Source organism: Rubrobacter aplysinae, assembly GCF_001029505.1.
Taxonomy (GTDB): Bacteria; Actinomycetota; Rubrobacteria; order Rubrobacterales; family Rubrobacteraceae; genus Rubrobacter_A; species Rubrobacter_A aplysinae.
The window spans coordinates 401,884-416,130 of record NZ_LEKH01000001.1 but is presented as its reverse complement, the minus strand read 5'-3'; the positions used below and the strand labels follow the sequence as shown (position 1 = coordinate 416,130).

The following is a 14,247-nucleotide window of genomic DNA, read 5'->3' as shown; positions in this document are numbered from 1 at the left end:
CTTCCGACGTGGCTAAATGCTTGACGCTGAACGCCAGCTATGAGCCTGTGGCCCTGGTCACGACCAAGAGGGCCATAGTCCTCGTCGTCTCGGAGAAGGCCGAGATCGTCGAGGCGCAACTGGATCGCAAGTTCCGCTCCGAGAACGAGGAGTATCCCTACCCGCTGGTGATCCGGCTAATCAAGTTCGTCGAGATACCGCGCCGCCTCAGGCGGCATGTCACCAACACCATCCTCTTCGCCCGGGATCTCTACTCTTGCCAGTATTGCGGCAAGCACCAGAACGAGCTGAACCGCAAGGAGTCCCTGACCCGCGACCATGTGAAGCCGGTCTCGCGCGGCGGCGAGAACACCTGGGACAACGTCGTTACGGCCTGCACCAAGTGCAACTCCCGCAAGGCCAACCGCCTGCCGATGGAGTGCGGCATGTACCCGAAGACCACCCCCAAAGAGCCGCGCTACGTGGTAATGGTGTGGTACTCGCGGGGACTGAACGAGACGCAGCGCCGCTACGTCGAGCAGTTCTACGGAGAGCCCGCCGTCTAACCGCCTCGGAGTTTTTAGAGGGTCTTTGGAGGGTTTTCAGGGACTTTTAGGATTTCAGGATTTTAGAGGCTTTTACGGGCCGGGAGGCCGCCGGTTACGCCTCTCCGCCCGGAGATGTGGTATCTATCTCTGGGGACGACTACGTTGATGTTGTTACGAGCTTACAAGCTGCGAAGCCGGGGCCGGAGTTTTTCGGAGCTTTTTTCGGCTTCCGGTAGCGGGTAAGTACGCGGGACCTAACACGGACGTTTTGGATAGCTGGCAGAGACTGGAAGATACGCTTGGACTACGAGGGCCTCGCAGAGGCGGCGGAGAGGATAATAGACAACGTCAGTCGGGTGATCTCCGGCAAGCGGGAGGGCGCGATGCTCTCGCTGGTCGCCCTGCTCGCCGGGGGACACGCGCTCATAGAGGACGTGCCCGGCGTCGGTAAGACGCTCCTGGCGCACTCCCTGGCGCGCTCGGTCGCGGCGGAGTTCCGCCGGATACAGTTCACGCCCGATCTCCTGCCGTCCGACGTTACGGGCCTCAACGTGTACAACCAGCGTGACTCCTCGTTCGAGTTCTGGGCCGGTCCCGTGTTCGCCAACGTGGTGCTGGCCGACGAGATCAACCGCGCCTCCCCGAAGACCCAGAGCGCCCTTTTGGAGGCGATGGGGGAGGGCATGGTCACGGTGGACGGTGACTCCCGCGCCCTGCCGCGGCCCTTCGGGGTGCTGGCCACCCAGAACCCGGTCGAGCACGAGGGCACCTACCCGCTACCCCACGCCGAGCTGGACCGCTTCATGGTAAAGCTGGATCTCGGATACCCCGACGCCGACTCCGAGCTCGAGATGCTCCGGCTCTCCGCCGACCCGCTCGACGCCATAGAGCCCGTGGTGGACCTGGACGAGTTCGTCGGGATGCGGCGTCTCGTCGAGGAGGTCCACGCCGCCGAGGCCGTGATGCGCTATGTAGTAGACGTTACCTCGGCCACCCGGGGCCACTCCTCGGTAAGCCTCGGGGCCTCGCCGCGGGCCAGCCGCATGCTGCTCGCCGCCGCCCGGGCCCGGGCCGCCATACAGGGGCGACCATACTGCACCCCGGACGACGTGAAGTACGTGGCCCCGCACGTGCTGGCGCACAGGATCATCCTCTCCCCCGAGGCCCGCCGGGCCGGGAACCAGAACGGCGGCCCCGGTGTTAACGGCGTCAACGGCGCTAACGGCAGCAAACCGGGCAGCGGCGGCAATAGTAGCAACGGAGCCGGCGTCGCCGGGGGGCCGGAGGCCGGGCTCGTGCGCGGGATACTCGGCTCCGTGCCGGTGCCGGAGGCGGTCTAACCGGGCTTGGTCCGCCCGGCCGGCCGCCCGCACGAGGCATCCGGCGGGCTGCCTCGCGTGCGGGTGCTGCCCACCAGACGAGGCTGGCAGGTGCTCTTCGTCGGCCTGAGCTCCCTCGGCGTCGCGCTCTCCCTCGGCACCACGCAGTTCTACCAGCTTTCCTACGCCCTGATCGGTCTCTGCGGGGCCGCCCTCGTGCTCGGGCTGGTTGGCTCACGGGCCCTGGGAGCGGAGCGGCGGCTCTCCCGCACGGAGGGGATAACCGCCGGTGACTCCACCACCGTCGGGCTGCGCCTGACCAACGGCTCCCGGCTCGACCTCTCCGGGGTCGAGGTCGAGGACCGGCTACCGCACCGCCACGTATTCCGGCCTCCCGCCGTGCCCGCCGGGGGCGAGCGGCCCGTGGAGAGCGCCGTGTCCTTTCCCCGGCGCGGGCTGTACACGATAGGCCCGGTCCGGCTGGCCTCCACCGACCCCTTCGGGCTCCTGCGCTTCCGGCGCGACGCCGGGCTCGAGAGGGAGGTGCTCGTCTACCCGGAGGTCCACGACGTCGCGGGGCTCCTGACGGCTCGCGGCGTCGAGGAGCCGGGCGGCCGCATCCGCCCGGCGAGCCGGGGAGAGGAGTTCTCGGGCCTGCGGGAGTACCGGCCCGGCGACGACCGGCGCTTTATCCACTGGAAGAGCGTGGCCCGCACCGGCGAGATGGTGGTCAAGGAGTTCGACCCCGACGCGCCACGGCGGTACTCGGTGGTGCTGGATCTCCTGGGGCCGCGAACCGTCCCCGCCGGGCGCGGCATGATGGAGGAGGTGGAGGAGGCCGTCTCGGCCGCCGCCTCCGTGGTCTCGTACCTGGACGGGGCCGGGCTCACGTACCGGCTCCGGCTCACGGACCGCGCCGCCTCCTGCACGAGCTTCGGGTCCGGCGCCACGGGCGGCCGGTCGCAGTATCACGCCGCCATGCGGCTGTTGGCTGCCGCGGAGGCCGATGGTAGCGTGGATAGCGGCGAGGCGCTGCGCGAGGAGGCCGATACAGACGGCCTCGGGGACAACGTGATCCTGATCCAACGCGAGCCCCAGCGTCCCGGGGGCCGGAGGGCTCTCGTAGACGCCCTGAGGGAGCTATCCTCCCCCGGCTTCTCCGCCACCGTGATCCTGCTCGCCTCCCGCGCCCACCCGCCGGGTCCGCAGGGTAGTGGGGACCGGGAGGCGTCGCTGCAAGGGCTCGTGGACGAGATAAGAGGCACCGGCGCCGGCGTGCGGGTGCTGCGCCGGGGGAGCGGGGCCTCCGGGCTTTCCGAGGCTCAAGGAGTCTAGGGTGCGCGCCCGTTACGGCATCGTCGCCCGGATCTCACTCTACGCGGCGGCGCTCGCGGTAGGGGCGTCCTTCGGGCTGCTGTTCGAGGGCGACGGGGGAGCGGCCACCGTCACCATGCTCGGGGCCGGGCTGGTAGGCGCGCTGGCGGGCTCCGCCGGCGGGTACCGCTTCTGGCTCATGGTACCGGCGGCGCCTCTGTACGGAGTCGTCGCGGCCTATGGTCCGGCCGCCCTGAACCCTTTCGGCCTCACCGGCGGCTCCGGGCTGGTGGAGAGTTTGCAGCGTGACGTGCCGCAGGCCCTGGGCACGATGTACGCCCAGCCCGTACCGTACGACGCGCACCCCGGGCTAACCCTGTTGCTCGCCCCCGTGGCGGTGCTGGTCTCCGGCCTCTCCGTCTCCGCGACACTCTACGAGGAGAGCCCGGTCTTTAGCGTCGCCATCCTGGGCGTCACCCTGGGTGTGATCTCGACCGTCGGCTTCGAGCGGGGGGTGGGGCCGTACTTCGCCGTCTTCCTGGCCGCGGCGGTGGCCCTGCTGCTCCTGACCGTCGGCCCCGGCCTCGCCGGGCTCGGGCTGCGGGGCGTCGTGGCCGCGCTGGTGGTGACCGCCGCCGCGCTAGTCCTGCCCCAGACGCCGCTCGCCGGGGCCGTCATCCAGCCCGCGCTCCTCGACTGGACCGAGATCGGGACCGGCGAGACCTCGCGGCTGGCCACCGAGGCCGACGTCGGACCCTACCTGGAGTCCGGCCGGGATGCGGAGCTGATCCGGGTCCGCAGCCCGGAGCCGTTGTACTGGCGCGGCGGTACCCTGGACGAGTTCGATGGCGTCCGGTGGTCCTCGACCCTCGGCAGCGATGAGGGCGACGGCGAGGAGGTGGCCCCCGGCGTGGAGACCGAGACCGTCCGCCAGAGCGTCGAGATACTCGAGGCCGAGACCGGACTCGTGTTCGGCGCCTACAACATCCAGGACGTATCCCTCCCCTACGCCGAGTCGAACGCCGACGGCTCCTGGTCCGTAAGCGGCAGGCTAGAGGAGGGCGAGAGGTACGGCGTAGTCTCCGAGGTGCCGCAGCCCACCACGAGACAGCTCTCCGAGGCGGGAACCGGGTACCCCGAGGCGGTCCGGGCGCGCTTTCTGCAGATGCCCCCCGACCGGCCGGAGGAGATTGCCGAGACCGCCCGGACCATCGAGCGGGACTACTCTCCCGACAATCCCTACGAGACCGCCCGGGCCATAGAGCGTTACCTGCTCTACGACGGCGGCTTTACCTACAACCTCGCCGTGGACTACCGCCGCGCCGACCAGGCTCTGGAGCATTTTCTTGGCGAGGGCCGGGAGGGCTTCTGTACCCAGTTCGCGACCTCCATGGCCCTCGTGGCCCGCGAGATGGGCGTCCCGACCCGCGTGGTCTACGGCGCGACCACCGGCGAGGAGGTAAACGAGGACGAGTACGTGGTGCGGGGCGAGAACATGCACACCTGGGTCGAGGTCTACTTCCCGGAGGTCGGGTGGTACCCGTTCGACCCGACCCCCGGTCTCGGCGTAACGGACGCCATGCAGGAGAATGCCCCCGCCCCAAGCTCCGGCGGAGGAGCCTCCTACGCGGACGACCTGCGGGCCCAGAACCCGGCCCTGGAGGGCTCCGGAAACAGCCCCTGGGTGGAGTCCGGCCCATCCTCCGAGCCCACCCCCCAGGAGGACTCCGGCGGCGCCCGGGAAGAGGGCGAGAGTGGACCCCGGATGCTCCCCTACGCGCTGGTCGCCGCCCTGGCAGCAGCCGCCGCACTCGTCGCCGTCCCGCTCACAAAGCTTGCCCTCCTGCGCCGGGGCCGTCCGGGAGACTACTACAGGGACATTACCGGCAGGTTGGAGGATGGCATGCCTGGAAAGGCCTCGGCTCCCGCCTCCCTCACGCCCGCCGAGACGCTCTCCGGGCTGGCCCGGGGGGCCGGGCTACCGGAAGATCCCTTCCTCTACCTGGCCCACGCCTACTCCGAACGGCTCTATGCCCCCGATCCCGCCTCCGACCTCCTCTCCGCCCACACCGGGGCGCTGGCTGCCTGTCGGCGGCTGCCGCGCTGGCGACGCGCCCTGGGCGCGGTGAACCCGGCCTCGCTGGCGCGGCGCGGCTCGGCCGCACTCTCACGCCGGTCGCCGGGGAGACTCCGGGCCGGCTGGAGGCCGCGCGGGCTCCGGCGGCGGTAGGAGGGGGATAGGAGCGGAGGTAGGAGCGGAGGTAGGAGCGGCGAGGGGGCTGCATTGAACTCGGAGGTAAGCGGTGTAATAATCGAATCGTTAATTTGATTGGCCCACTACGGCATTTTGCAGGGGGTGCTAATGGAGCAGCAGCAGGAGACTCTCATAACCATGACCGACAACGCCGCCGAGAAGGTGAAGGCGCTCATGGAGCAGGAAGGCGAGGAGGATCTCGGCCTGCGCATCGGCGTCCGGCCCGGTGGGTGCTCCGGGTTCCAGTACTCGATCTACTTCGACGACGAGACGAACGACGACGACGAGGTGCTGGACCTGAAGGGCGTCAAGGTGCTGATAGACGCGATGAGCGTACCCTACATCGCGGGCTCGGAGTTCGACTACGTGGACGGCCTCATGGGCGCCGGCTTCGCGGTGAACAACCCGAACGTCCAGGGCGGCTGCGGCTGCGGTAGCTCCTTCACCTGCTAGAGCCCGCCGGAAGCGGGCCGGGAAACCTCCGGCCCCACGCTGGTTAGCAAAGGTTAGCAGAGCCCCGGGAGATCCCCGGGGCTCTGCTATTTCCGGGCTACTCTTCTGTTTCCCTGCCCTCCGCGCCGCCGGCTCCGGGCCGGGTCTCCTCCTCGCGGGGTCCGCCCCGCGGGGTTCCGTCTCCCTCTCCGGTGCGGCGGGCCTTGTACACGAAGACGAACCACAACAGGGCGATGATCGCGATCACCGCCACCAGGCCGCCGAACTGCAGTAGCTCTACCGGCACCACGCACCCCGCTTTGCTCTAGTGGTCTGTATCAAGAATATCAAGGCTCTCCCGGTCCCCCTCGCATCCTCGCCAGGCCCAGCATTATGGCCGCCACCCCGCTGGAGCTGACTATCTCGCCGCGGGAGATCATGGCTTCGAGCTCCCTGACCGGCGCGGTCTCGACCACGAGGCGTTCGAACTCGTCCGGGTCCTCCTCCCCCACGGGCTCGACGCCCCGGGCGAGGTACAGGTAGGCCCAGTTATCTTTCAGGCTCGGCGAGGACGCCACGGCTCCTAGCGGCTCCCACTCGCCGCCGCCGTGGCCCGTCTCCTCCCTGAGCTCACGCCGCGCCGCCTTCTCCGGGTCCTCCCCGGCCTCCACGAGCCCGGCCGGCGGCCCGAGTTCCTCGCTCCGGAGCGGGGGGCGGTACTGGCGCACGAGCACCGCCTCGTTATCGGGCGTAACGGCCAGGATTATCGCCGCGTCCGGGCGTTCGAGGACGTAGTAAGGGTCTTTTACAGCTCCGTCCGGCAGCCGCAGCCTGTCCGAGCGGAGCCTGAAGTACGGGGTACTATGGAGCTCCTCGGAGGAGAGAAGCTCCCAGCCGAGGTTCCCGGGGCTTACGGAATCGCTCAAACCTTCTCCCCGGAGACCACCTTCGGCAGGTCCCTGGTGAAGGCGCTGCGGGCCATGATCTTGCCGCAGCCCGCCTCTTTCGCGGCGCGGGCGAGATCCTTCTCGACGTGGGGCAGAAATCCCACCGTCGGCACTCCGGACAGAGTCTCGTCGGAGCCGAGGGTGCGCAGTAGCTCCAGCGGCTCGAAACGGGAGGAGGCGAGGTCCAGTATTAGGAGGTTCGGCGGTGCGGCGCGGGCGGCGTCCAGGAGCTTCTCCGGGCTGCGCGGAAAGGATGCCTCGACCCCGAGCGTGGCGGCGGTCTCGGAGATCTTGCTCTTGAACATGAGATCCTCTACCGCGGCCATGATCCCGTGAGTCTCTCGCTTTTCCCGTGCATCCTGAGCTTCCTGGGTCAAACCCGGCTTCTCCCGTATACGCTCTTATACGTGCTTTTACGTTCTTTTGCGTGCTGCTCGGTCACCGGCGTTGGGGCCGCCGGCGAGTCGCCAATAACACATCTTAACCCCTGGGCGTGCGTTATCCTAACCTGGTGAAAGGCCGTTTTACCGAGATGAGACGCGGCTTGGGCCGTACCAGGGGCATATTCGCGAGCTTTGCGCCGTTTTTGAGGCCTCGCAAGAAGGGTCTGTTAGCCTCGCTCGCGTTGCTCTTGCTGGAGACGGCGTCGAGCCTGGCCCAGCCCTGGCCGCTGGCGATAGCGATCAACTCCGTCGTCCCGGATTCCGCCCCTCCTCCACAATGGCTGCCGGAGTTCGCCCGGCGGCCGGAAATGATACTCGCGCTCGCGGCGTTTCTCCTGATCTCCATAACCGTGGCGAGCCGGGGCATATCCGCCTTCCGCCGCTACTATCTGACCCGTCTCGGACAGGAGACGGTCTTCGACATGCGCGACGCGCTGTACCGTAAGGTCCACGACCTCGGCCTCGACTACCACGGCGGACGCCGCACGGGGGACACCATCACCCGCGTCACCAGCGACGTCAAGGAGGTCCGCACGCTGCTCATAGACTCCCTGGTCGAGGTTGGATCGTCCCTGCTCGTGCTCGTGGGGATGTTGGTCGTGATGCTGTGGATGAGCCCGACGCTGACCGGGCTCGCGCTCTTGACCGTGCCGGGGTTGTTTATCGCCGTGAGGCTTTACCGGCGCTCGCTCGTGGAGCGGATGCGGGTCGTGCGCACGCGGGAGGGCGCCATAACCTCCGTGATGCAGGAGTCCATCACCGGCATCCGGGCCGTGAAGATGTTCGGTCGCGAGGAGCACGAGCTGGACCGCTTCCGCACCGAGAGCCGAGAGTCTCTTAGGGCCAGCGTGGACTCCTCCCGCATCGAGGCGAAGTTCAGCATAGTCCTCGGGCTCGTCGGCGGGCTCGGGACCGCGCTGGTGCTGTACTTCGGGGCCCGGCTGGTGCTCGCCGGAGAGCTCTCGCCCGGCGAGCTGACCGTAGCGTTTACCTATCTCGGGCTCTTCCTCGCCCCGCTGTGGGCCCTCTCGCGGCAGATGAACCAGATCGGCACCTCCCTCGTCTCCGGCGAGCGCATCGTGGACCTTCTCGACGCCGAGCCCTCCATAGTCGAGCGTCCGGACGCCGTGCCCGCCCGCAACCTCGCGGGCCGCGTCGCCTTCGAGGACGTCCGCTTCGCTTACGAGGACCCCTACGCCGGGGACGGCCGGGCCGGGGGAGACGCCGCCGAGGGGATGAAGGATGGGAGGGAAGCTACAGAGACCGAGGAGGTGCTGCGTGGGATCTCGTTCGAGGCCGAGCCCGGCAGCCGCGTCGCGCTCGTGGGGGTGAGCGGCGCGGGAAAGACCACCGTGACCAGCCTCATGGCCCGGCTGCACGACCCTACCTCCGGCCGGGTGACGCTGGACGGCCGCGACGTCCGGGAGTACACGCTGAAGTCCCTCAGGGACTCGGTCGCGTTCCTGCCCCAGGAGCCGATGCTCTTCCGCGGCACGGTCGCCGAGAACATAGCCTACGGACACCCCGGAGCCACCAGGGAGGAGATCGAACGCGCCGGAGCCCTGTCCGGGGCGGAGACTTTCGTGCGGGAGATGCCCGAAGGCTACGACACGCTCCTGTCGGAGCGCGGCGAGAGCCTCTCCGGCGGCCAGCGCCAGCGCGTCTCCATCGCCCGCGCCATGCTCCGCGACGCACCGGTCCTCATACTCGACGAGCCGGAGGCCGGTCTAGACGCCGAGGCCGCCGAGGCGGTCGAGGATAGCTGGCGCACCCTGACCGGAGGCCGCACCTCGTTCATTATCGCTCACGAGCTCAGGCTGGTGCGCGGCGTGGACCGCATCCTGGTGCTCGAGGATGGCCTGATCGCCGAGAGCGGCACGCACGAGAGCCTGATATCCGCCGGCGGACTCTACGCCCGCCTCTACTCCCTGCAGGAGGAGCGGAACCCAGTATAGAGTCGGAGTCCGCAGCACGAACGACATGGTTCCCGATGCCCCGAGACGGGCTACGCACGGAGAATGCCGGGAGCGAGCCACCGAGAGCCGATACTCACCGCCCCGTCCAGAGGAGATTTCCCGCAGAACCGGCGGAGGGTAAGTGCCCTTTTCCTGAAACGCGGGATTACCGGGTAGATGAGCCGGGATAATCAGGCCTTCCGGGTTGCCGCCCTTACCGTCCGACGGGGGTATAAACTCGTGTAACATCGCCGCTACCGGCTTTTTACAGGCCTCTACAGTAGAGTTACGGGGGAGAAAACGTGAGAGAGCTCTTGATCGTCTCGATAATCATCACGATAGCGGTGGCGATTATCTACATATCTTTCGCCTCCGGCGCTTAGTCGGGCTAGTCGGCGGTTAATCCTTTTCGTCGTGGGAGTCGTTCTTCCCCTCGTGCCCTTCGGAAGGCTCCTGGGAGCGCCGGACGCCGGGCTCCGGCTCCTTTCCATGATCCCCGTGCTCTTCCTCCGCCTCCTGCACCAGTAGCTGGGAGACCCGGGAGCCGTCCACCTCGTCCACGCGCATCAGGTGTCCGTCCACGAGCACCTCGTCTCCCTCCTCGGGGGCGCGACCTAACTGGCCGAGAACCAGGCCGCCTATGGTGTCGAAGTCCTCGCTCTCGAATGAGGCTTCGAGGGCCTCGTTTACCACGCCTATCGGGATTCGCCCGTCCACGGAGTAGGCTCCGCTGGAGAGCTTGCGCAGCAGGGGCTCCTCCTCGTCGAACTCGTCCCGGATCTCGCCTACTATCTCTTCCAGGATGTCCTCTATGGTCACGATCCCCTCGAAAGAGCCCCACTCGTCTATGACCACGGCCATCTGGATCTCCCGCTTCTGGAAGTCGTCCAGGATATCGTCTATGCGGCGGTTCTCGGGCACGGTAAGAACCTCGCGTACGATCTCCCTCTCTACCGGGGTGGCTTCGAGGTTCGTGTCTCCAACCGACTCCGCGGTGCTCCGCAAGAGGTCCTTGACGTGCACCGCCCCGATGATCCCATCCCCGGTCTCGCCCTCGTAGATCGGGTAGCGGGTGTAGTTGCCCGCGGCTGCCCCCGTGACCAGCTCGCTAAGAGGCGTATCAGCCGAGAAGGAGACCACGTCCGGCCGGGGGACCATGATCTCCCGCACCGTCGTGTCGCCGAGCTCGAAGACGCCCCCGATCATCTCGGACTCGTCGGCCTCCAGGAATCCCTGCCGGGTGGACTGGCTTATCAGGGTGCGGATCTCCTCTTCGGTGTGCGACTCCTCGCCTTCGCCCGCCGGCGGCACGCCGAACGCCCGGGTGACGGCGTTTGCCGTGCCGTTGAATACCTTGGTGAACGGGTACAGCAGATAGTAGAAAAAGCGCATGAACGGCGCGACGAAAAGCGAGGTGCCCTCCGCCTTCTGGATCGCGAGCGTCTTCGGCGCGAGCTCCCCGAAGACCACGTGGAAGAACGAGGCTATGAGGAGCGCGATGGCGATTGCGGCCGGATGGACCAGCGCGCCCGGAACGCCCACGCTCTCGAAGATGGGCTCTATGAGATGGGCTATCGCGGGCTCCGCCAAAGCGCCGATACCGAGGGACGAGATCGTGATCCCGAGCTGGCAGACGGCGAGGTACTGATCCAGCCTGCTGGTCGCCGTCTGGACCAGGTTCGACGAGGTCCTGCCCTCTCTCACCATGCGGTCTACCTGGGTCGCCCGTATCCTGACGAACGCAAACTCCGCGGCGACGAACAGGCCGTTGAGCGCCACCAGGAGCAGGGAGGCGAGTATCTTCACGCTAGGTAATATGGCGGCTTCCAGGGCTACTCCCAGACTAGAACTGCACGGAAGGAGATCTGGCGGGGCCGGGTCTTACGGCTATTACGGCGATGCCGGTAGCGCCCCCCGTGGGGGAGCGCGCTGATACTCGATGTCTCGCTGAGATCCACCAGATCCATAATAATACTGGCAAACTATACCATCCCGGTGGCTTTGACAAACCGGATGCAAGCACTACCGTAAAACCCGGCCCCGGCGGCGGCAAGAACATCAAAACATCAAGAACACCAAGAACAGTAAGAACAGGAAAGAGGAAGAAGATGCGCGTTCGCGAAGCCACCCTGGACGACCTGCCGGGGATAGTCGGAATTTACAACTCCACCGTCCCTGGCCGCGTTGCCACGGCGGATACCGAGCCCGTGTCCGTCGAGACCCGCCGGGGCTGGTTTCTTGACCGGGACGCGCGCCGACCGGTGTGGGTTGCCGAGCCCGGAACGGAGGCCGCCTGCGGCGCACCGGCGGGCTGGATCGCCCTGGGGGACTTCCATCCCAGGCCCGCATATCACGCCACCGCCGAGGTCGCGGTGTACATAGCGGAGGAGTGGCGCGGGGCGGGCGTCGGACGGTTGCTGGTAGGCGAGGCGGTGCGCCACGGCCGGGGGCTCGGGATACGGACCCTGATCGCCGGCATCTTCGCCCACAACGAGGCGAGCCTCGGGCTCTTCCAGAGCTTCGGGTTCTCCCGCTGGGCCCACATGCCCCGTGTCGCGGAGATGGACGGGGTGGAGCGCGATCTCGTCTACCTCGGGCTCCGGTTGGCCGGCTAGACTCTACGCCCGCTTCCCCGGCGACTTACCGGCGACTCTCTACCAACTCTCTGATAACTCTCTGCTAACCTCCAGAGTATGAGGCATACCGGAGAGGCTGGAGATACCGAAGAGATGGTCGACGTGCTCCATCCCTCCGGCGAGTCTGCCGGGTGGACCGTACGGAAGAGCGAGGCCCACCGCCGGGGCCTCTACCACCGGTGCTTCCACTGCTGGATCGTCTCGCCCGGAGCCGGCGCAGCGGGGCCGCATCTCTTCGTCCAGCGCCGGGCGGCGCAGAAAGAGAACTGGCCCGGCAGGCTCGACACGACCGCCGCCGGACATCTGTCGGCCGGGGAGTCCGGTCTCGACGGCCTGCGCGAGGTCGAGGAAGAGCTTGGTATCTCGCCGGAGCCGGATCGCCTCGTGCCGCTGGGCTCCAGGCGGGTCGAGCAGGATATACCCCTCGGCACCGACCGCGAGCTGCACGAGGTATTCCTCCTCATAGAGAGCCTGGAGCCCGGGGACGTGCGGCTCCAGAAGGAGGAGGTGGAGGCGCTGCTGAAGCTGCGGCTGGCGGACGTCGAGCTTCTCTACAGCGGCGGGGAGATAATGGCCGAGGAGTGGGCCGCCGGAGGCGCGGTCCGGCGGACTCCGGTAACGCTGGAGGAGTTCGTACCAAACGACGACCGCTACCCGCTAATGGTCGCCCGGGCAGCGGCGGCGCGCCTCGCGGGGGAGGATCCGGGAGAGGTCTTCCGGGTCTCGTAGTCCCGTAGGGCATCGTAGGAGGGTTCGCGGGGGCGTCGTGGATGCCGGATTAGCCTCCGAGTGTCAAACGCCGGAACCCCGAAACCTCCGCCCACGGCTCCCCGGGCTATCCTGCGCGCCTAATCCTCCTCCCGGAGCATGTCCTCGATCTGCCGGGAGACGAGGCTGGCCCGCCATTCGGCCCCCCGGAGATCCCGCTTCTCGTAATCCCCGGGCTCTCCTGAAGAGCCTGCGGCCCAAAACGCCCGGTGCTCCAAGACCATTGACTGAGCCGAGGCGGCCGCCAGACGGGAGGCCTCTATAGCCCGGAAATAACCGGCGCTCTCCGGCGGCAGCTCCGGTGCCGTGCAGGCGGCGAGGGTCGCGAGGTCCGCCGCGAGCAGCGCAGCACTTACCAGCGCCGTTCCCAAACTTCCCGAGCCTCCCGAGTTGCCCAAACTTGTAGAACTTCCCACGGTTCCCGGAGGTGTGAGGCCCTGCGTTTCCAGACCGGCACTCTGCGAGAGCGCGGAGAGCTCCAGTCCCAGGCTCCGGGCCAGGTCTTGCACGGAATTCAGGTAGAGCCCGAGCCGGGCGTCGCCGGGGGGCGGCTCGTGTTCCCGGCAGGCCCGTTCGAGTGTCCTGGCAGCCAGGATGCCTGTTCGCATGCCGGGGGAAGCCGCATCTTCCAACGCTTCCACGGGTCCTCTCGCGTCGCTGTCCAGGATGACCCGGGGATTCTACACCAGAGCACTCACCGGCCGGGAACCCGCTACGCGGGGGCCCCGATGTTGTCGGCGGCGGCCAGGGCCGCCCCGGCGAGACCGGCGGTGTTGAGCATCTCGGCCGGTACGATATCGGCCCGGGCTTCGAGGCGCCGCAAGAACTTCTCGTCCTTTTTGCTGGCCCCGCCGCCGATCACTATGAGGTCCGGCCAGAAGAGCCGCTCCATGGCTCCGAGGTACTCGTTGAAGCGTCCGGCGAACTCTTTCCAGCCGAGGTTCTCCCGCTTACGGGCGGCGTCGGCGGCGTAGCTCTCGGCGTCCCGGCCCCCGAGCTCTATGTGGCCGAGCTCGGTATTCGGGACCAGGGTGCCGTCCGAGATCAGGGCCGTCCCGATGCCGGTGCCGACGGTGAGCACGAGGACCAGGCCGTTGTTGTCCCGGGCGGCCCCCCAGCGTGCCTCGGCCAGACCGGCGGCGTCGGCGTCGTTTACGAGACCCACCCTGCACCCCAGCGCCTCTTCCAGCGCGCCCCCGAAGTCGAAGCCCACCGCCTGCTCGTCTATGTTCGCGGCGGTGTGGGCCACGCCGCCTTTCATTACCGCCGGGAATCCGCAGCCAACCGGCCCGTTCCAGCCGAAGCGGGAGACTACCTCGGCGGCGGCCTCTACTATGCCCTCCGGGGTCGCCGGGTCCGGCGTGCCCACCCGCGCCCGCTCGTCCAGGAGCTCCCCCGTCTGCGTGTCCACCGGGGCCCCTTTTATCCCGGAGCCGCCGACATCGAGTCCGAAAACCTGCATGATACTCCTTCCCCGAGTAAGCTCGGCGCGACCCAACCGTACTCAATCAACAACCATCGTACCCTAGGCAGAATCGACATTTGCGGATCATAGCCACATTAGAGAAGCTGCCAGATACACGAAAGACTTATAGTACAGGGCCTTCCTATCGTAACGAGTGGCGATACGCCGGAAGCACTTGAGCTTACCA

The 14,247-nt window shown here is 67.6% G+C and carries 14 protein-coding genes; 8 read left to right on the top strand and 6 right to left on the bottom strand.

The genetic code is table 11. The features are described 5' to 3' along the window. The first annotated feature begins 20 nt into the window (after positions 1 to 20). The 5 genes from ABD53_RS02150 (at position 21) to erpA (ending at position 5,867) form a co-directional block, all read left to right on the top strand. Complete coding sequence (locus tag ABD53_RS02150; protein WP_053057559.1) at positions 21 to 545, top strand: HNH endonuclease; 525 nt, start codon at positions 21 to 23, stop codon at positions 543 to 545. 281 nt (positions 546 to 826) lie between these two features. After that, positions 827 to 1,867, top strand: coding sequence for an AAA family ATPase (locus ABD53_RS02145; protein WP_084709183.1), 1,041 nt, complete (start codon positions 827 to 829; stop codon positions 1,865 to 1,867). Between the two features lie 6 nt (positions 1,868 to 1,873). Continuing rightward, positions 1,874 to 3,181 carry a DUF58 domain-containing protein gene (locus tag ABD53_RS02140; RefSeq protein WP_047864028.1) on the top strand — a complete coding sequence of 436 codons (1,308 nt, stop codon included), beginning with the start codon at positions 1,874 to 1,876 and terminating at the stop codon, positions 3,179 to 3,181. A 1-nt stretch (position 3,182) separates the two neighbouring features. Further along, entirely contained in the window at positions 3,183 to 5,390 is a 2,208-nt protein-coding gene (locus tag ABD53_RS02135; protein ID WP_047864027.1) for a transglutaminase family protein, read from the top strand. Positions 5,391 to 5,522: 132 nt separating this feature from the next. Further along, positions 5,523 to 5,867, top strand: a complete 345-nt coding sequence (gene erpA, locus ABD53_RS02130) for an iron-sulfur cluster insertion protein ErpA (RefSeq protein ID WP_047864165.1) — start codon at positions 5,523 to 5,525, stop codon at positions 5,865 to 5,867. Between the two features lie 97 nt (positions 5,868 to 5,964). Here erpA and ABD53_RS02125 read toward each other — a convergent pair whose 3' ends face one another. Genes ABD53_RS02125 through ABD53_RS17140 form a run of 3 tightly spaced genes read right to left on the bottom strand, consistent with a single transcriptional unit; the run spans position 5,965 to position 7,170 of the window. After that, positions 5,965 to 6,153: a hypothetical protein gene (locus ABD53_RS02125; protein WP_152670526.1), complete on the bottom strand. Its 189-nt coding sequence runs from the start codon at positions 6,151 to 6,153 to the stop codon at positions 5,965 to 5,967. 40 nt (positions 6,154 to 6,193) lie between these two features. Next, positions 6,194 to 6,772 (bottom strand): NUDIX hydrolase, encoded by a 579-nt coding sequence (locus ABD53_RS17145; RefSeq protein ID WP_047864025.1) that lies wholly within the window; start codon positions 6,770 to 6,772, stop codon positions 6,194 to 6,196. Beyond that, on the bottom strand, positions 6,769 to 7,170 hold the full coding sequence (locus ABD53_RS17140) for a PleD family two-component system response regulator (RefSeq protein WP_047864024.1): 402 nt from the start codon (positions 7,168 to 7,170) through the stop codon (positions 6,769 to 6,771). The genes ABD53_RS17145 and ABD53_RS17140 overlap by 4 nt, the downstream gene beginning before the upstream one ends. Before the next feature lie 167 nt (positions 7,171 to 7,337). Between ABD53_RS17140 and ABD53_RS02110 the strand changes: the two genes are divergently transcribed. Next, the gene (locus tag ABD53_RS02110; protein WP_160309600.1) at positions 7,338 to 9,191 is read left to right on the top strand and encodes an ABC transporter ATP-binding protein; all 1,854 of its coding nucleotides are present in this window, start codon (positions 7,338 to 7,340) and stop codon (positions 9,189 to 9,191) included. 399 nt (positions 9,192 to 9,590) lie between these two features. Here the strand turns inward: ABD53_RS02110 and ABD53_RS02105 are convergent, their stop codons facing one another. Then, on the bottom strand, positions 9,591 to 10,997 hold the full coding sequence (locus ABD53_RS02105; RefSeq protein ID WP_235401238.1) for a hemolysin family protein: 1,407 nt from the start codon (positions 10,995 to 10,997) through the stop codon (positions 9,591 to 9,593). A 302-nt stretch (positions 10,998 to 11,299) separates the two neighbouring features. On the opposite strand from ABD53_RS02105, the gene ABD53_RS02100 reads away from it, so the two are divergent. After that, on the top strand, positions 11,300 to 11,806 hold the full coding sequence (locus tag ABD53_RS02100) for a GNAT family N-acetyltransferase (protein WP_047864023.1): 507 nt from the start codon (positions 11,300 to 11,302) through the stop codon (positions 11,804 to 11,806). A gap of 114 nt (positions 11,807 to 11,920) precedes the next feature. Beyond that, positions 11,921 to 12,556, top strand: a complete 636-nt coding sequence (locus ABD53_RS02095) for an NUDIX hydrolase (RefSeq protein ID WP_160309599.1) — start codon at positions 11,921 to 11,923, stop codon at positions 12,554 to 12,556. A 119-nt stretch (positions 12,557 to 12,675) separates the two neighbouring features. Here the strand turns inward: ABD53_RS02095 and ABD53_RS16745 are convergent, their stop codons facing one another. Then, on the bottom strand, positions 12,676 to 13,236 hold the full coding sequence (locus tag ABD53_RS16745; protein WP_152670524.1) for a hypothetical protein: 561 nt from the start codon (positions 13,234 to 13,236) through the stop codon (positions 12,676 to 12,678). Between the two features lie 71 nt (positions 13,237 to 13,307). Continuing rightward, entirely contained in the window at positions 13,308 to 14,057 is a 750-nt protein-coding gene (gene ppgK / locus ABD53_RS02085; RefSeq protein WP_047864021.1) for a polyphosphate--glucose phosphotransferase, read from the bottom strand. Positions 14,058 to 14,247 lie beyond the last annotated feature (190 nt).